The organism is Flavobacterium davisii (assembly GCF_019565505.1).
Lineage (GTDB): Bacteria > Bacteroidota > Bacteroidia > Flavobacteriales > Flavobacteriaceae > Flavobacterium > Flavobacterium davisii.
The window spans coordinates 1,444,656-1,463,222 of the sequence record NZ_CP067378.1; the positions used below are offsets into that span (position 1 = coordinate 1,444,656).

At 30.9% G+C, this 18,567-nt stretch carries 16 protein-coding genes, 2 tRNA genes and 2 pseudogenes; 6 read left to right on the top strand and 14 right to left on the bottom strand.

The window, feature by feature from the left end; genetic code table 11:
• Positions 1 to 40: 40 nt before the first annotated feature.
• The 7 genes and pseudogenes from JJC05_RS07010 to mce form a co-directional block, all read right to left on the bottom strand.
• Positions 41 to 1,993, bottom strand: coding sequence for a M43 family zinc metalloprotease (locus tag JJC05_RS07010; protein WP_235878629.1), 1,953 nt, complete (start codon positions 1,991 to 1,993; stop codon positions 41 to 43).
• Positions 1,994 to 2,040: 47 nt separating this feature from the next.
• Positions 2,041 to 3,498 carry a helix-hairpin-helix domain-containing protein gene (locus JJC05_RS16925; protein ID WP_258929594.1) on the bottom strand — a complete coding sequence of 486 codons (1,458 nt, stop codon included), beginning with the start codon at positions 3,496 to 3,498 and terminating at the stop codon, positions 2,041 to 2,043.
• 21 nt (positions 3,499 to 3,519) lie between these two features.
• A pseudogene (locus JJC05_RS16930) lies at positions 3,520 to 3,669 on the bottom strand (hypothetical protein); the annotation flags it as partial.
• Positions 3,666 to 4,619 carry a DNA polymerase III subunit alpha gene (locus JJC05_RS16940; protein ID WP_445297834.1) on the bottom strand — a complete coding sequence of 318 codons (954 nt, stop codon included), beginning with the start codon at positions 4,617 to 4,619 and terminating at the stop codon, positions 3,666 to 3,668. The pseudogene JJC05_RS16930 and the gene JJC05_RS16940, both read right to left, overlap by 4 nt.
• Positions 4,543 to 6,579 carry a DNA polymerase III subunit alpha gene (locus JJC05_RS16945; protein ID WP_258929595.1) on the bottom strand — a complete coding sequence of 679 codons (2,037 nt, stop codon included), beginning with the start codon at positions 6,577 to 6,579 and terminating at the stop codon, positions 4,543 to 4,545. The genes JJC05_RS16940 and JJC05_RS16945 overlap by 77 nt, the downstream gene beginning before the upstream one ends.
• A gap of 328 nt (positions 6,580 to 6,907) precedes the next feature.
• A tRNA-Ile gene (locus tag JJC05_RS07020) sits at positions 6,908 to 6,982 on the bottom strand.
• Positions 6,983 to 7,067: 85 nt separating this feature from the next.
• Positions 7,068 to 7,472, bottom strand: a complete 405-nt coding sequence (mce, locus tag JJC05_RS07025) for a methylmalonyl-CoA epimerase (protein WP_088390107.1) — start codon at positions 7,470 to 7,472, stop codon at positions 7,068 to 7,070.
• Between the two features lie 84 nt (positions 7,473 to 7,556).
• On the opposite strand from mce, the gene rbfA reads away from it, so the two are divergent.
• The 4 genes and pseudogenes from rbfA (at position 7,557) to JJC05_RS07045 (ending at position 11,725) form a co-directional block, all read left to right on the top strand.
• Complete coding sequence (gene rbfA / locus JJC05_RS07030) at positions 7,557 to 7,949, top strand: 30S ribosome-binding factor RbfA (protein WP_088390105.1); 393 nt, start codon at positions 7,557 to 7,559, stop codon at positions 7,947 to 7,949.
• A gap of 4 nt (positions 7,950 to 7,953) precedes the next feature.
• On the top strand, positions 7,954 to 9,162 hold the full coding sequence (locus JJC05_RS07035; RefSeq protein ID WP_105195541.1) for an ABC transporter permease: 1,209 nt from the start codon (positions 7,954 to 7,956) through the stop codon (positions 9,160 to 9,162).
• Positions 9,163 to 9,694: 532 nt separating this feature from the next.
• Positions 9,695 to 10,874 (top strand): annotated as a pseudogene (locus JJC05_RS07040) (acyl-CoA dehydrogenase family protein).
• An 80-nt stretch (positions 10,875 to 10,954) separates the two neighbouring features.
• Positions 10,955 to 11,725 carry a DUF3050 domain-containing protein gene (locus tag JJC05_RS07045; protein WP_088390099.1) on the top strand — a complete coding sequence of 257 codons (771 nt, stop codon included), beginning with the start codon at positions 10,955 to 10,957 and terminating at the stop codon, positions 11,723 to 11,725.
• 80 nt (positions 11,726 to 11,805) lie between these two features.
• Here JJC05_RS07045 and JJC05_RS07050 read toward each other — a convergent pair whose 3' ends face one another.
• Positions 11,806 to 12,141 (bottom strand): 2Fe-2S iron-sulfur cluster-binding family protein, encoded by a 336-nt coding sequence (locus JJC05_RS07050; protein WP_088390097.1) that lies wholly within the window; start codon positions 12,139 to 12,141, stop codon positions 11,806 to 11,808.
• A gap of 59 nt (positions 12,142 to 12,200) precedes the next feature.
• Between JJC05_RS07050 and JJC05_RS07055 the strand changes: the two genes are divergently transcribed.
• A tRNA-Ala gene (locus tag JJC05_RS07055) sits at positions 12,201 to 12,274 on the top strand.
• A gap of 66 nt (positions 12,275 to 12,340) precedes the next feature.
• A complete protein-coding gene (locus JJC05_RS18095) occupies positions 12,341 to 12,715 on the top strand; it encodes a DUF3078 domain-containing protein (RefSeq protein ID WP_309597442.1) in 375 nt (124 codons plus the stop codon).
• Positions 12,716 to 14,007: 1,292 nt separating this feature from the next.
• Here the strand turns inward: JJC05_RS18095 and JJC05_RS07065 are convergent.
• From JJC05_RS07065 to JJC05_RS16960, 6 genes are all read right to left on the bottom strand, one after another.
• The gene (locus JJC05_RS07065; RefSeq protein WP_235878630.1) at positions 14,008 to 14,970 is read right to left on the bottom strand and encodes a fibronectin type III domain-containing protein; all 963 of its coding nucleotides are present in this window, start codon (positions 14,968 to 14,970) and stop codon (positions 14,008 to 14,010) included.
• Positions 14,957 to 15,478 carry a hypothetical protein gene (locus JJC05_RS07070; RefSeq protein WP_088390089.1) on the bottom strand — a complete coding sequence of 174 codons (522 nt, stop codon included), beginning with the start codon at positions 15,476 to 15,478 and terminating at the stop codon, positions 14,957 to 14,959. Before JJC05_RS07070 ends, JJC05_RS07065 begins: the two co-directional genes overlap by 14 nt.
• The gene (locus JJC05_RS07075) at positions 15,471 to 16,556 is read right to left on the bottom strand and encodes a PilN family protein (protein ID WP_235878631.1); all 1,086 of its coding nucleotides are present in this window, start codon (positions 16,554 to 16,556) and stop codon (positions 15,471 to 15,473) included. The genes JJC05_RS07070 and JJC05_RS07075 overlap by 8 nt, the downstream gene beginning before the upstream one ends.
• Positions 16,557 to 16,644: 88 nt before the next feature.
• The gene (locus tag JJC05_RS16950) at positions 16,645 to 16,809 is read right to left on the bottom strand and encodes a secretin GspD/PilQ domain-containing protein (RefSeq protein WP_258929599.1); all 165 of its coding nucleotides are present in this window, start codon (positions 16,807 to 16,809) and stop codon (positions 16,645 to 16,647) included.
• A 20-nt stretch (positions 16,810 to 16,829) separates the two neighbouring features.
• On the bottom strand, positions 16,830 to 17,831 hold the full coding sequence (locus tag JJC05_RS16955) for a type II secretion system protein GspD (RefSeq protein WP_258929600.1): 1,002 nt from the start codon (positions 17,829 to 17,831) through the stop codon (positions 16,830 to 16,832).
• A gap of 7 nt (positions 17,832 to 17,838) precedes the next feature.
• Positions 17,839 to 18,567, bottom strand: a complete 729-nt coding sequence (locus tag JJC05_RS16960; RefSeq protein ID WP_258929601.1) for a hypothetical protein — start codon at positions 18,565 to 18,567, stop codon at positions 17,839 to 17,841.

Genomic DNA, 18,567 nt, shown 5'->3' on the forward strand with positions numbered 1-18,567 from the left:
CAAATTTAATGAAATAATAGAGAGAGGGGTTATTCTCTCTCTATTTTTTTATAAAAATTACGGCATCTGAATTAGTTTCTGTTACAATTTGAAACAAATACAACCCTGATGACAAATGACTAACTGCTTCAGGTTTTACAATATTTTTTTCTACTTTAAATTCTTTTATTAATTTACCTGTTAAATCAAAAATTTTACCTATTCCTTCTCGTCCTATTTTACTGCCAAACAAATAGTTTAATTCATCTCCAACGGGATTTGGTTCTAGGATGATTTGGTTCTCTAAATATTTAACACTAAATCCTTTCGTGCTCGATTTAGAAAACTTTCCTTCTCTAATAATAATATTATCTTTATAACCAATCTGATAATACCCTTCTCCATTATCACAGCATAGTCCGTCTCCTTTTTCATCTTTTATATTAAAAGTATAACATTCTTTATCATTTAAATTCCATGTTTCTTGAATAGAAATGGGGTCATTATTGTTATAAGGTCCTCCTGAACGTATTATTTTTCCTGAGTTATTTAACAATTCCCAAGTAATGTCTTCTCCTTTATTATCTAATTGTAAATCAAATTTTACTTCATCATAAAAGAATACTTCTGGTTGAGCTGTGTTTATTATTTTTACTTTGGCAAAATTATTTGTACTTCTTGTATCATTCACTCCATTAACTGCTACGATTTCTACATTTAGTATATCATTTTCATTTCCTATTTCTGGAATGGACATTAAAGCGTATTGATTGGGTTTTAATATTCCTTTCCAATTAATATCTTTTGTAGCTTGATTATTAAAATGGTATTTTACTAAAACACTATTGATATCATTAATTCCTTGATTGATAATGGAAAATTTCCTAGGTTCATTGACACATAAATTGGTAAAACCTGTGTATTGTTTTTCAATTTTTATTTCAGCATCATTTACTAACAGTAATACAGGATTTTCTTTATCAGAGTTTACAATAGTTTTTCTTCTTGGTGAATTAGCTAATACTGTTTGTATTCGGTCTTTTTGATTTTGGGTAAAGATATTCATACAGTTATCATCTGTGTAATCCATATAGTTTTGCACCATTTCATTTTCTGTCCCAGTACAACTCAAAATTAAAGGGCAACCTGTATTTGAAGTATGCGCTTGTGGGGTATCTGCACAAAAATCATCCCCACACTCTAAATCTCCCCATATATGTCGTAATCCTAGCCAATGTCCTATTTCATGTGTAGTTGTCCTTCCTTTATCGTACCTAGAACTACCGTATATACCATTTGGATAAATTTCTACAGAGCCAAAATTCAAATAATTTACAGCTATTCCATCGGTGGCTTCAGTACCCATTTCATACGAACCCGGAACATTTGCATTACTCGGAAATTGTGCTTGCCCTAATAATTGAGCGTTTACAAAATCAACTACCCAAATATTTAAATATAAAGAAGAATCCCATACTGTTTCTGGTTTTAAGATTAAATCTATGTCTCCTAATTTTTTCTCCGTATTTTCAGTCCATTTAGCATGATTATAATAAACACGATCAATACCATTGGTCGGATTTCCTGAAGGATCAACTTGTGCTAAAGCAAATTGAATTTGTAAATCCGCTCCGTTGGGGTGTGTATTATACCCCGGTGTATTTAATTTTTTTCTAAAATCATTATTTAACACCTCTATTTGCGAGATAACTTGTTTATCATCAATATTGGGTGCTTGACCTACATTTTGTCCAGAATGTACAATATGTACTACTACTGGTATAGTAATAATACCATTAAATGTAGATCTATTATTCTTTTGTTTCTCTATTAATGGATTTAACCATTTTTCAAACTGAACTAGATTTGCTCTTTTAGGATTATTTTTTTGTAAATATTTCTCATATTCTACAGTAGAACATCGAACTACTTTTCCTTCTTGATTGTTCTGTCCTTTGGAAACAAAAGATATAAGAAATACAAAAAGAGAAGCTATAATATAATTTATTTTCATAATTAACTGACTACTGTTTATAAAAGTACGAACTTATTATATTTTATCTAAGCAATTTTAAAATTCATTTGCATATTTTCCATTTCTCGCAATAATTCTGAAGAAATCTTTACTTTTATTTTACGACTTGGCATGGATAACATATTTTTTATAATAATTTCTTCTTTATCTTCTGGAATTTCCATCTCAACCTCTCCTTCTTCTAGATCTTCTACTTGATTATCTTCAGCGGGAGCACTTTCAATTTGTAGCTGTCGTTTAATCTTTTCCAACTCCATTACTTCAAAGGTTACCTGATGATCTCCTTTATTTTCAATAAATAAATTATATAATTTATTTATCAGATCTTCTTTTATTTCATATATAGAAAACAAAATGGTCATTTTTTTAGCGTAAGTAGGCAAAACATCTGCCAGCATTTTTCCATCCATAAATTGGATTCTAGGATCTGATTTTTTACCTGTTTCACGGTTTGTCCATCCTTCTTTAACATTTAGCTTAAAATAAACAAATTGATTTTGAACTAAATAATGACGGAATCTTAAATATTCTTCGTCAAAAATCCTAAATTCATAGGTTTCATCGTATCCCTCTAAATTAAATGTTGCCCAACCTTTACCATTTTTAGCTGTCCTGTGTTGAACATTACTAACCATCCCTCCTAAAGAAATATTTTTACCTACTAATTGTTCTAAATAAGATAAGTGTTCTAAACGAGTATTACAGAAATATTTCATTTCATATTTATAGTCATCAAGAGGATGACCTGAAATATAAATCCCTACTACCTCTTTTTCTCTTGCTAATTTTTCCATGGTATGCCATTCTTCGCAAGGAGGAACGGTTGGTTCTGGTATTTGAACTTCGGTAGTATCACCAAATAAACTTACTTGAGAAGAGTTTTCGTTTTCTTGCATCTTGGCTCCATACTTCATGGCTTTTTCTAAAAACCAAATAGCATCTCCTTCATGATGAAAATATTGGGCTCTGTGCGTATTTTCAAAGCAATCGAATCCTCCTGAAAGGGCAAGATTTTCAAATGCTTTTTTATTTGCCGCTCTTAAATCTATTCGTTTGGCTAAATCAAATATTGATTTATATTTTCCTTCTTTTCTATTTTCTATAATCGTATTTACAGCTCCTTCTCCAACTCCTTTTATAGCTCCCATACCAAAACGAATGGCATAATTTTCGTTTACTGTGAATTTATAAAAAGATTCATTTACATCAGGCCCCAAAACTTCCAGCCCCATCCTTCTGCATTCTTCCATAAAAAAAGAAACTTGTTTAATATCATTCATGTTATTAGAAAGAACGGCTGCCATATACTCAGCTGGATAATGGGCTTTAAGATAAGCTGTCTGATAAGCTACCCAAGCATAACAAGTAGAGTGTGATTTATTAAATGCGTAACTTGCAAAGGCTTCCCAGTCAGTCCATATTTTATCTAATTTCTTAGCATCATGACCATTAGCCATTGCTTGATCTATAAACTTAGATTTCATTTTATCTAGGACGTCTTTTTGCTTTTTACCCATTGCTTTACGAAGAACGTCGGCATCACCTTTAGAAAAATTTGCTAGCTTTTGAGAAAGAAGCATTACTTGCTCTTGGTATACGGTAATCCCATAAGTTTCTGCTAAATACTCTTCACAAGCATCTAAATCGTAGGTTATTTCCTCATCTCCATTTTTTTCTTCTCACAAAAGAAGGGATATACTCTAAGGGACCCGGACGATACAAGGCATTCATAGCGATTAAGTCTGCAAAAACAGTTGGCTTTAGGTCCTTCATATATTTTTGCATTCCAGGGCGATTCGTATTGAAATACACCTACAGTTTCTCCCCTTTGAAAAAGCTCATATGTTTTAACATCGTCTATAGGAAAATTATCGGGATCTAACTCTATATCTAAACGATACTTTACTAATTTAACGGTATCTTTTATTAAGGTCAGGGTCTTCAGACCCAAGAAGTCCATTTTTAACAACCCCGCACTTTCGGCTACTGAGTTATCAAACTGGGTTACATATAAATCAGAATCTTTAGCAGTGGTTACAGGAACGAAATTTGTTATATCATCTGGTGTAATTATAACACCACAGGCATGTATACCTGTATTTCGCATAGATCCTTCGAGCACTTTGGCTTGCTGAATAGTTTCTCCTGCTAAATCACCTTCATTTGCTATACTAATTAATTCTTTGATTCGATCAAATTCTTCGGAGGATTTGAGTGCTTTTTTTACATCTCCTTCTTCTTCTTTTAAAAATCGAGCCAAGTTCCATTTAGAAGGCATCATAGCAGGTATTAGCTTGGCAATTTTATCGGCTTCAAATAAGGGTAAATCTAATACTCTTGCCGTATCTCTTATGGCAGATTTTGTTGCCATTTTACCGTATGTAATAATTTGTGCTACTTGATTGGCTCCATATTTATCAATAACGTATTGCATTACATCTCCCCTTCCTTCGTCATCAAAATCAATATCAATATCGGGCATGGATACACGATCAGGATTTAAGAATCTTTCAAAAAGCAAATCGTACTTAATAGGATCTATATTCGTTATTCCTAAACAGTATGCAACGGCAGAACCTGCTGCAGAACCACGACCGAGGACCAACGGAAACTCCCATATTTCTAGCAGCTGCAATAAAATCTTGAACAATTAAGAAATAACCAGGATATCCTGTTTTTTCAATTGTCAATAACTCAAAGTCCAAACGTTCTTTTATTTCCGCTGTTTTTGTTGGGTCAATTGATTCATCTGCAATTTCAGGGTATCTTTTTCTGGCTCCTTCGTATGTAAGATAACGTAAATATTTATTTTCTCCTCGTTTACCTCCATCTTGATTGTCTTCTGTAACTAAAAATTCTTCTGGGATATCAAATTTGGGCAGTAATACATCCCGATATAAGGAATAAATTTCTACTTTATCAATAATTTCTTGAATATTTACAATAGCTTCAGGTAAATCGGCAAAAAGATATTTCATTTCTTCTTGCGTTTTAAAATAATATTCTTGATTAGGAAGTCCGTATCGATAACCGCGACCTCTCCCTATAGGTGTAGCTTGTTTTTCACCATCCTTTACACATAATAAGATGTCATGAGCATTAGCGTCTTCTTTGGCTACGTAATAAGTATTATTAGTTGCTATCAATTTTACTTGATGCTTATGTGCAAATTGTATTAATGTTTGATTTACTCTATTTTCATCTTCTTGATTATGACGCATTATTTCCAGATAAAAATCATCTCCAAACTGCGATTTCCACCATAAAAGTGCTTCTTCTGCCTGATTTTCACCTATATTTAGTATTTTACTGGAAATTTCCCCATATAAATTACCTGACAAAACGATAACATCTTCTTTGTATTGCTCCACGATATTTCGATCTATACGCGGCACATAATAAAAACCATCTGTATAGGCTATGGAAGCCATTTTAGCTAAATTATGATAGCCTTTCTTATTTTTTGCTAAAAAAACTACTTGATATCCGTTATCTTTTACCGATTTGTCTTTGTGATTATTACAAACAAAGAATTCTCCTCCTACAATTGGCTTTATTTCAACTTCAGAGGGCATTTCTCCTTTTTCTATACTGATTTCATTTTTTGCTTTGGCTGATTTATTATGATTTAGAACAGCACTTACAAACTGAAATGCCCCCATCATATTTCCAACATCTGTCATAGCTACTGCTGGCATTTTGTTTTTAGCTGCTGCATTAACAATCGCGGGTATCGAAATTGTGGATTGTAGTATTGAAAATTGGGTATGGTTATGCAAATGTGTGTATACAGCATTTTCTAAATTTTTAATTGCTTCTGCTGAAACCGTTACATTTCCTTCTTGCTGTATATCACTTAATCTCTTTCGAATTTCATCTGAGGCAGATTTTAAATTAATATGCTTTAAACCAATCAATTTAATTTCTTGAGGATTATTTTGACGAAAACGCATATAATAATCTTCAGGTACATCTAACTCCTCTTCTGTAAAAATTTCTCTTTTAACAAGTTCAAGAAAACAACGTGTAGTAGCTTCCACATCCGCAGTAGCGTTATGAGCTTCTGCAAAAGGCTCGCCAAACAAAAATTGGTGTAGTTCGGTAAGTGTGGGTAACTTATACCTACCTCCACGTCCTCCCGGCAATTTAAGCAATTCAGCTGTGGCTTCAGTACAAGTATCTAAAACAGGCATTTGTGATAATGAGGAAGTAACGCCTCCTCTATAAAACTCACATCCCATTATATTAACATCAAATCCTACATTTTGACCTACGATATATTTTGCTTTTGAAAGAGCTATATTAAATTTTGCTAATACTTCCTGCAAACTAACCCCTTGTTCCATGGCTAATTCTGTAGAAATCCCATGAATCCTTTCTGCATCATACGGAATATTAAATCCTTCTGGTTTTACTAAATAATCTTGATGTTCTATGAGTTGCCCCATTTCATCATGTAATTGCCAAGCTATTTGTATACAACGTGGCCAATTGTCTGTATCCGTAATAGGGGCAGACCAACTACGTGGCAAACCTGTAGTTTCGGTGTCAAAAATCAAATACATAAATGTAAATATTCTAAAATTTTAATGACTATATTCTCTAAGCATTTTGCAAAATTTTAATCTGAGAAGAGAATTTCCAAAAATACATTTTAAGAAGGAAGAAATCAAGTTATTTGACAAAAGGAGAATTATTAATATGACATTGAACTTAATAAAAAAGAAAAAAGCTTTTATTCTTGATCCTAAGAAATATCGATTTTTTCTTATTCAGATTGTCCAATCTTTTTGCTTAATCCCCAACTTTTATTCTTGATCCTTTTAAACTTGACCTTGTTTATTGAGTAATAATAAAAAAGCCTTACATTTCTGTAAGGCTTGATTTTACTTGTGGTCCCACCTGGGCTCGAACCAGGGGACCACCTGATTATGAGTCAGGTGCTCTAACCAACTGAGCTATAGGACCAATTTACTTAGTAAATCTTTTAGCAGCTCAGAGTTGCTCTCTGTTTGCGGTTGCAATATTAAGACATTTTTTTAATTCTACAAAATTATTTTGAAATTTCTTGACACAATTCTATCAAAACACCATTGGTACTCTTAGGATGCAAGAAAGCAACTAACTTATTATCAGCTCCTTTCTTAGGATTTTCATTTAAAACAATAAATCCATTTTTTTTTAATCTTTCTATTTCTTCCACTATATTTTCCACATCAAAAGCTATATGATGAATACCTTCACCCTTCTTTTCAATGAATTTAGCAATAGGACTTTCTGAATTAGTAGCTTCTAAAAGTTCTATTTTATTAGGTCCGTTCATAAAGAAAGACGTTTTAACACCTTCACTTTCTACAAATTCTTCCTTATAAGCAGGCTTTCCAAAAAGCAATTCAAAAACTTTATTTGACTCTTCTAAATTCTTTACCGCTATCCCTATGTGTTCTATTTTTCTCATTATTATTGTTTTTATTTAGACAAATATATCATTTGACAAACTGAAAATAGCAACACTATTTACAAAAAATTGTATGTTTGCATCATGGAGACTAATAGACAAAAAAAAATAGGAAACGTTTTACAAAAAGATTTGGTGGATATTTTACAGGGGGAGGTTCGTAAAAACGGTATTTCAAATCTTGTTATATCTGTTTCAAAAGTAAGCGTAACAACGGACTTATCAATTGCTAAAGTTTTTCTTAGTATCTTCCCACAAGAAAAAGCAAAAGAAATACTAGATGCTGTAAGATCAAACACCCCACTTATCAAACATGATTTAGCACAACGTGTAAAACTACAGTTGCGCCGTGTCCCTAACCTGCTCTTTTACATAGATGATAGTTTAGATTATATTGAAAAAATAGATGACGCATTATCAGGAAAAGACAATCCAATAGAAAACCCTAATTTATTATATAAAAGAAAGAAATCTTAAGCATTTGTACTTCCCTTTTTACATAGCACAACGATATTTACGCACTGCTAGCAAAAACAATGCAATAAACATTATTAGCCGTATAGCTTCAGTAGGAATCGTAATTGGCTCTATGTCATTATTTGTCGTATTGTCTGTTTTTAGTGGATTAAAAGAATTTAGTTTATCTTTCAGCAACAATTTTGATCCTGATTTAAAGATCTTTCCAAAAAAAGGAAAGACGATCACAATTAGTTCTTTACAACTCGATGAATTAAAAAAATTAAACGAAATTAAATTCTATAGTAATGTAATTGAAGAAAAAGTTCTTTTTGTGTACAAAGGAAAAGAGCAAGTGGCTGAAATTAAAGGCGTAGACAATCAGTTTAATCAAGTTAATAAAATCCAGAAAGCCATCTATCAAGGACAATGGCTAATACCTGAAACACCTCAAGTTGTTATAGGAAATGGCATTGCTAGTAAATTATCATTAGGTCTCTTTGACCTAAACAATACGCTCCAAATATACGCCCCTAGACCGGGCAAAGGATCTATTACAAATCCTGAAACCGCTTTTAACAAATCCAATCTCATCCCCATAGGCATTTATTCTATTAACGATGATTTAGACACGAAGTACGTCTTTACAGATCTTCAATTAACTCAAGACCTGCTAGAATATAAAAAAAATCAAGTATCTGCTATAGAAATAAAGATGGATACCTTAGCTAATGAAGGCGTTCTTACTAGTAAATTATCTAAAATATTCAACCATCAAATCGTCATAAAAAACAGAACGCAACTCAATGACAGTCTACACAAAATGTTAAATACTGAAAATACAGCTATTTATCTAATCTTTACCTTGGTAATCATTATGACCCTTTTTACTCTAGCTGGAGCTATTATCATGATGATTCTTGAGAAAAAGAGTAATTTAAAAACACTTTTAAACCTAGGAACTACTATCCAAAATATTCAATTAATATTTTTATTACAAGGAACTCTAATAACCTTTTTAGGAGGAATAATAGGCATTACTACGGGATTTATTTTAGTTTTCATTCAAGATCGATTCAGTTTAATAAAGATAACCGAATCACTTCCTTATCCTGTTAAAATAGAAAGTGAGAATATACTAATTGTTTTTGGCACAATCACCATTTTAGGCTTTATGGCATCTCTTATAGCAGGCAGTAGAGTAACTAAAAAATTATTGAACAACAATCTTTAATACTATCTTTTTCACATTTTCAAATCGTTCAAGAATTATTTTATAAACGTTTTCAAAATAGTCCGAATACGTTTTTAAGCTTATTCTTATTTTCTTTTAAAAAAACCTCATTAAAACTTATAATCATCATTCTTTAAAAAATATTAAAATCCAATAATTTTAAAAATAAAAACATGACAAATAAGTTTCTTTTAGATTTAACTCTAATTAGAGTTTAAACTCAAACTCTACATTAGAAACAAAAACGCCTTTAAATCCTAAGAAAGCAGACTATTTTTATCCTCGATCTAATAAAACAAGGTCTACGGCAAAAAAATCGTATATTTTTACATTCTCTATCCTTTCATCTTCATTACCAAGCCTATCACGTAATCAGGGTTTGAATTTATTTAAGAAAATATTTATCCTATTCATAACATTTATCAGTTGCTAGATAAAAATCTTTATATATTTTTGTTGAATCTCGTTTTTAAAAAACACGATTTTAATAAAATTTTTATCATCTTTATTTTTCACAATAAAAACAAACGATATGAAACCAGATTTATTTCAATCACCTGATTATTATCAATTAGACGATCTACTAACAGAGGAGCATAAATTAGTACGCGATGCAGCCCGTACATGGGTAAAAAAGGAAATATCACCTATAATTGAAGAATATGCACAGCGTGCGGAGTTTCCCTAATCAAATCATTAAAGGATTGGGTGAAATAGGTGGATTTGGCCCTTATATACCAGTTGAATATGGCGGTGCAGGATTAGATCAAATTTCATACGGTTTGATAATGCAGGAAATTGAGAGAGGAGATTCGGGTGTACGTTCTACTTCATCCGTACAGTCTTCTTTAGTAATGTATCCTATTTGGAAATACGGATCCGAAGAACAACGACAAAAATATTTACCAAAATTAGCTACAGGTGAATGGATGGGATGCTTTGGTTTAACAGAACCTGATCACGGATCAAATCCAGGAGGTATGGTTACTCATTTTAAAGATATGGGAGATCATTATCTTTTAAATGGTGCCAAAATGTGGATTTCTAATGCTCCTTTTGCTCAAATTGCAGTAGTTTGGGCAAAAAATGAAGAAGGGCGCATTCATGGATTAATTGTTGAACGTGGAATGGAAGGTTTTAGCACGCCAGAAACACACAATAAATGGTCATTACGAGCCTCTTCAACAGGAGAACTTATATTTGACAATGTAAAAGTTCCTAAAGAAAACTTATTACCCGGAAAATCTGGTTTAGGAGCTCCTCTTGGTTGCCTTGATTCTGCTCGTTATGGAATTGCATGGGGTGCAATTGGTGCCGCTATGGATTGTTATGATACCGCTTTACGCTATTCTAAAGAACGCATTCAGTTTGACAAACCAATAGGCGCAACACAATTACAACAAAAGAAATTAGCGGAAATGATTACCGAAATCACAAAAGCTCAACTTCTTACTTGGAGACTGGGGGTTTTACGCAATGAAGGCAAAGCTACATCAGCCCAAATTTCTATGGCAAAAAGAAATAATGTAGATATGGCGCTAACTATAGCTCGTGACGCGCGCCAAATGTTAGGCGGAATGGGTATTACAGGGGAATATTCGATTATGCGACACATGATGAATTTAGAATCGGTAGTAACATACGAAGGAACTCATGATATCCATTTGTTAATTACAGGTATGGATGTAACAGGATTTCCTGCTTTTAAATAATATGCCAATAAATAAAAATGATATAAATGCCTCTCCTTTTAGAGAGGCATTTATTATTTTTGCTAAAATTTATTAAAACAATGAGTATAACATCTATTCATAAAAACATCCAATCGCAAAAGGATATACTACTAAATCATCCTTTATATCCCAAAATTAAAACATTAGAATCCCTTAATATTTTCCTTGAACACCATATTTATGCTGTGTGGGATTTCATGTCTTTATTAAAAGCTTTACAAAATCAATTAACCTGTACTAAGACTCCTTGGAAGGCTTCTCCTAATCCTGAAACTCGTTATTTAATAAATGAAATTGTTTTAGCAGAAGAATCTGACTTGGCTTTGGATGGCAAACGTTTAAGTCACTACGAAATGTATTTAGAAGCTATGCAAGACTGCGGCGCTTCTATTAATGAAATCAAAAGTTTCTTAAAAAACACAGATGAAACTCAAAATATCTTTATAAGTATTAATCAAAGTGAACTAGGAAAGGCCGTAAAAGATTTTTTAACCTTTACCTTTAAAGTTATTGAAAAAGGACAAGCTCATGAAATAGCAAGTGCATTTACCTTTGGAAGAGAAGACTTAATTCCTAGCATGTTTACTGCTATTTTAAAAAATTTTAAAGAATCATTTCCTGAAAAAGATTTCTCTAAATTAATTTATTATTTCGAACGTCATATCGAACTTGATGCAGATGAGCATGGCCCTATGGCAATGAAGATGATCGAGTATTTGGCAAATGATAATCAAGAAAAATGGAATGAAATGGAGAAAATTGCAATTGAGGCTCTAGAAAAACGAATCGCTTTATGGGATGCAATTGAAAAAGCAATTGACTCTATATAATAAAAGAAATAAAACTGCCCGAAAAAATCTTATATAGGTAAAAAATAATTAAACGCTATTTTTTTCGGGCAGAATAATCATTATTCAGCTGGTGCCAATTCAATTTCTAATCCATTAATTTCAGGAGTTATTAAAATCTGACATCCTAAACGACTATTTTCTTTTACATTTAAGGCTTCCCATAGCATTGCCTCTTCATCTGGATTTTTTTCAGGTAATTCTTCTACCTCATTTAAGATATAACACTGACAGGAAGCACACATGGCCATTCCACCACAAATCCCTATAGTTCCTTCTGGTGCTAATTCATAAGCACGAACTAACTCCATAATATTCATATTCATATCCGTTGGCGCTTGTACCTCATGAATTACCCCTTCTCTATCCTTTATTTTTATTACAATATCTAAAGACATATTTTTTTATTACAAAAATAGCGATATTTACAGAAAAACATTAAATTTGGCAAAACTTTGGGGGATTAGCTCATTTGGCTAGAGCGCTACGCTGGCAGCGTAGAGGCGACCGGTTCGAATCCGGTATTCTCCACTAAATTAACCAAAACCAAAAACCAAGGACGTCTCGTTAGAGGCGTTTTTTTTATCTCACAATAGAATGAAAAAAAGTCAACTACTTATTTTACTTTTATTTTGTTTTTTAAAGACTTACTCTCAAGAAATTATCACAACTCTTCCTGACACTATAACACATTGGAAAAAACAAAACAAAATTGCTTTAGAAGTCAATCAAATAAGCTTTATTAACTGGAATGCTGGTGGTAACAATTCTATAGCGGGTTTACTTAAAGGTGATTTTAAAAGAATTTTTCAACATAAAAATATAAAATGGCATAATGAGCTCTCATTCCGTTATGGTATAAACAAGCAAGATGGTCATGAAATAAGAAAAACAGAGGATGTTTTTCTTATTAACTCAACTTTAGGTTTTAAAAAGATAGTATTTCCAACTGGCATTATTCCGCTAAATTAAATTTCAACACTCAATTCACAAATGGATACAAGCATCCTAATTTTGACAAACCAATTTCCAGTCTTTTTGCTCCTGCTTATTTATTTATAGGTTTTGGTACGGAATATATCAATAAAGAACAAAATTTTAAAATATACTTATCACCTTTAACTGAAAAATCTACTTTTGTATTTAATACTGATTTAGCAAATGAAGGCGCTTTTGGTGTTGAAAAAGGAAAAAAATATCGAAATGAAATTGGAGCACTTATAACAGCTTTTCATAGAGATGAAATATACCAAAACATTTACCTAGAGAACAAAATAAATCTTTACACGGACTACTTAAATAATTTTGGCAATATAGATATAAACTGGCAATTACAATTCGATTTTATTATAAACAAATATGTTTCTGCTAATATTAATGCTAACTTATTATATGATGACGATGTAAAAACTAAAAATGAAATAAATGGACAATTAATTACTTCTGGAGCCAAAATACAATTCAAGCAAATAATTGGTATTGGATTAAATTATTCTTTTTAGAAAAGATCTTTACAAGAATTAAGTAAATGGGGGTAATAAAACTTAGATCATATCAACTTACAATAACAAATTCTTTATAATGCAAGAGGTGAAGAGATTATACCTTTTTATTAACTTTAAATTGAAATAGGTACTCATTTTTGCTCATAGTATAGTAAAACTACACTTGTAGTAAAAGATAAAGTACCTTATTTTTTACCATTTTCTTTATTTTCAAATTCTTTTCTTGTAAATTATTACAAAACTATCGTTGTCTTATAACGATTAATTTTCTTTTTTCAAATTTCACTTCTAATGAATCTCGGTATATTTTTTTTAATTAAAACCCCATTACAATCTGCATTTAGTCGGGTTTTAAACAAGTGATTATTTATTCTTACCAAAATGAGTTCTTCTTCATTTCCTTGTGATTTTATATAGCCATAAAATTTTACATCTGGAAAAGGCGTTTCTTCAATTATTTTAACAGGTTTAACAGGTTTTGGTATTTCTTTTTTAGGTTTAGGTAAACTATTGTTTACGAATGGTTTCGTATTTTCTATTTTAGGTTCGTTTCTTGATTTTAAAAAGGATCTATAGAAAGGCTACTTAACAAAAATGTATCCTTTTCAATTTTGGCGGGCAACTTTGTTAAGATATTATTTTGATAGTTAATTTCCGTTTGTTTAGCTTGAAAAAAATGACTTATGTATTTATATATTACGGTCCCCCATAGACCTAGAACTCCTATTAATAAGATAATATTTATTTTTTTTTTCATCATTAATTTATCAATAAACTATTGGCTTTACTATATCCTAATCCAACATTTCCTGCTTTATCTTTACTTTTTACTCTCCAAAAATAAGTTCCTGTACTGGTCATTTTTTTTTGATAACTTGTTATAGTGGTAATTTGACTTTCAAAATTTTTAGTAAAATCAATATCCGTTGCAAACTCTATTATATAGGAATCAATTGGAGATTTAATAACACCTGCATCCGAATCTAATTTCCAACTAAAATCTATGGTTGTATTTACTTTACGTGAATCAGAATTATTGGGTAATAAGTTTTGTGGTGCATTGGGAGGTGTCGTATCCAATGAAAATGCAGCTTTACTAAATTCAGTAGCTGAAGTTGTATTTATCGCTTTAATCCTCCATTCATAAAGAGCATCTGATTTAAGAATACTGGCATCTAAAGCATAAGTTGATGATGTAATGCCTTCTTTAGAAAGTAATAACAAATTTCCATTTGTCATGTCGTATAATTCTAAAGTATAACTTGTGGCAATTTTAATGGGATCCCAAATTAGAGTTAAATTATTTCTATTTGTAAAGAATCCATTTGAAGGGCTCTTTAAAATTACGAGTTGGTTTTCTAAGCTGGTCGGTAATTTTACATCAAAAGAAATAGGAACGGTATAGTTAGACTGATAGCCTGCGTTTTCACCTCTAATTTTAAACTTATAATTTCTCGGTTGTAGTGAGAGTTTTAAAGCCGTTTTGGATGTTAAGGTATCTTTTATGATCAACGCTTTTTTATCCTCAATTTGCAAATGGTATTTATTGGCTCCTTTTAGGGCTTCCCATTGAAAAACCACAATATTGCTTTCTATAAATGTTCCTTCTTTAGGTGATAAAACATTTAGCGTATCGGTCGTAATATCTTTTTCTAAGATATCCTCACATGCTATCATGCTAATTGCTAAAAATAAAAACAATATGCTGTTAAATACCTTCATAATTTTGAAATATAAGTTTTAAATGTAATTTTTCTTCTTTTTCATTTTTCTTTTCAGTGAAAAAATGCAGACTAACAAGCTTTGAACTTTCAAATAGATTCTCAAAGTCATACACTGTTTTTAATAGCTGATTGGTATTACCTGATAATATGATGCTGTTGGTAATAGCTGAAAAATGTTCATCTTTAAAATAATGTATAGGTTTTATCCCATCTATAGCTACTTCTGGATGATTCTTTGCTACGAAATCAATAATTTCTTGTTGTACTATTTCTTTTTCTTTTTGACTTTTACCTATTAGGAGATCCAATTTGGTAACTTCTTCATTCAACTTGCTTAAACCTGAAGTTTTAGAGTCAATTTCTAATGATTTTTCATTTAGCGACTTGTATTCTGCATAAGAAGCTATAAGTTGACTAAATGAACGCTTATAAGCTGTAATAGCTAGTAAGCAAAACACTACTAGTAGTGCTTTAAATTTTTGCTTAAAAGTATACTGATTAAACATGATTCAATATTATTTTAATCTCAAATTGTGACTTGTTTTTTTTATCTTTTTTAAGATTAACTATTTCAAATTTCCGCATCCAGTTGAGTTTTTTTAGATCGGTTAACCAGTTATTAAAAACACCTTCTTTATAAGTTTGTCCCTTAATAACAATTGTATTAGGAGTCATCAGTATTTTTTTATCAATCCTAATTTCCTTATCTATTGGAGCATAATTTAACTCATTGAGTTTTATATCATGGGGTATTGTTTGTAGTATATCAAAAGTATAATGTGATATAAATTTATTGGATATTAGTCCTGATTCATTTAAAATCATAAACTGTTGTTCTCTTCGTTTTTCTAATTTTTTAATTTGTTTGTATGATTGATTTGAGTAAATGACTTCCATATTAAGATCTGCAATCTTTCCGTTAAAATACTGAATAACCGTATAACTTATGGAAAGTAGTATAAAAAATGATACTAGCATAGTTAGACCTAGCTTATTAAACGCTTTTTCATAAATTATTTCTTCTAGTTTAATTTTATTTTCAGTTTTAGTAATCACCTCTGGTTGCAAGAAAAAGTGTATAGCACTTGCATAAAGGGGTAAATGTGAGCTTAACAGATTATCTTCTCCCACTTGAATGGAAGTTGTTGTATCATTTTTGACAAAACTTTCTAGTTCATTTTCTTCAAAAATTAATTCTAATTCACCTGCTTTAATCGTGGTATTTTTGATATGATTTTTCAAAAAAGCAACTGGAAAAGCTCCGATATACACATCTAATATTTGAAATTGATTGGCATGAAAAAAATGAATAGTTTCTTCAACTAAAGCATTTCTGCAAAAACTTATAAATCCTACTGCTTCATTTTGAAAGGTCGTATGATATATACTATTAAAATCGACCGTTTTTAACCAATTAACATCTGCTTCATTCTGATTATCTATTTTTTTGTTTAATATTCCTTTACCATCTATGGACAATACAATGGGTGTTTTGGTATCAATTGCTTTTAAAAATTTTTCAAAACTATCAAACGTTCTAGCAGCTACTATATTGAGTTTATTCCCTTTTTTAAGAACTGTCAATACATAAAATATGTCCGCCTGTTCTTTTTGACAAGACCGACGACATTTATTTTATTGAATTTAATTATTTTACTTAAATATTGTAACATTAGTATACAACAGTTGGTTTAATGAATATATGAAGCTTAGCATCGCTTTTCGATTTTTTTCGGCTACTAGTGAACCATTTTAGAATGGGGATTCTAGAAATTAATGGAACTCCTGTACCTGAATTTTCTTTTTTCAATTCATCAAGTCCTCCTAATAAAATCATCTCTCCATTTTTAACTCGTACTAAAGATTCAAATTTTTGGGTTGCTTTACCGGAGGAGCATTTTCACCAGCCCTACCCAAGAATGAACTTTTTTCAACTGCAATATTTAGCGTCACGTTTTCATCTGTTGAAACAAAAGGCTTAATAGATACGCTCAAATTAGCATCCGTTGGTTTCCAAGTGCCTGATTGCAAAATATTGTTTCCTATGTTATTATTACTCAAAATTTGATTGTTTTGCTCAAAATAATAGCTAGTTTCGCCAATGGCTAACTTAGCTTCATGTCCACTAATAGTAGCTATTTTAGGGGTTGATTCTACTTTTAGTATAGAGTTGTTTTCTAACAATTTTAAATTAGCATAAAAACTCTCTGTTACCTTTCCTATTTTGAATAAACCAAAACCATTAAAAGCATTAATTAAACTATTTATTGAAGAGCTATTTAAAGACATGTCCGCAGTAGGATATAAAGTACCCGAAGTACCAATAGGAGTTTGTCCTTTTCCTAAAAGCCCTGCTTTAAAACCAGTTTGAATATCATATCCTTTATTATATTGTGCTATAATTACTTCTATTTGTACCATCGGTACCACTTTATCTATTTGCTTTAAATAAAGACGTAGTTCATCAATAGCTTTTTTAGAACCTGAAAGAATTAAACTGTTTAATTCTACAAATTCTTTAATTTCTAGTTTTTCTGCAAAAACTCTGGGCAAAGACTGTTGTACGCTTTCGATAGACCGGTTTTCTAACTGAATAATTTCTGTAGCTCTAAGACCTTCTGTAGCGTGTTCACCTATTAAATATAAATTATCCTGTTTTTTAAAGGTATATTTTTTTCCTTTAAAAACATGTTCTAATAAGTCATCAAAACTAATATGTTCGGCTGATAAACTTGCTTTCTCATTTTCAGGTTTATTATATAAAAAATAATTAATATGTAATTTTTCAGCTGCTTCCGTTAAAATATCATTTACATCGGCAACATCTGCATTTACATTTAAAAAACCCGATTTATCCAATGTTATATCATAATATCCGAGGATTCCCTCGATTGGCTTTAGCTTGTCTATTTTTATTAGAACTATTAGTAGAATAAGAATTTAGATTATTAGGTTCTTTGTTTTTTTCTAAGAAGAAGAAACCATTTTCATCTTTTGAAACAACTAAATCATTTGATTTAGACATCATCTGTATTACTTGTTCAAAAGGTCTATTGAGTATATAAGAAGATACTTTTAAATTCTTAATATCGGGAGCCAAAACTACATTTTTACCTGATTTATCAATAATGGTTTTTGCTACAGCAGGTAAGGAGTCATTTTCTAATCGCAATGAAAGAAAATCATTTTCCTTGTTATAACTTACATCAATAAGTTTAGGTTGCTTTTTTTCAACTACTTTAATCTCTTTTCTCTTTTTAAAAACGACAATATTGTTTAAAAAACCAACTTCTAAATCATACTTTTGTACTAAATGCAAGAATACATCTTTAACGGTTACATCATAAAAGTTATTTACTACCGTTTGATTTAAGTCAGTATCTACATCAATATTAAGTTGATGTTCTTCAGCAATCGAAGCTATAAAGTCATGCAAAGAAAGACCAGAAACATTAATTTTCAAGGCTTCATTTATTCCTTTTTTTTGTTTTGCTAGTTCATCAAACTTATAACTTAACTGATTAATATCCTGTTGAGCAAAAGTTGAAAGAGATAAAACAAAACCTAAAAGGGAGTAAATAATTTTTTTAAACAT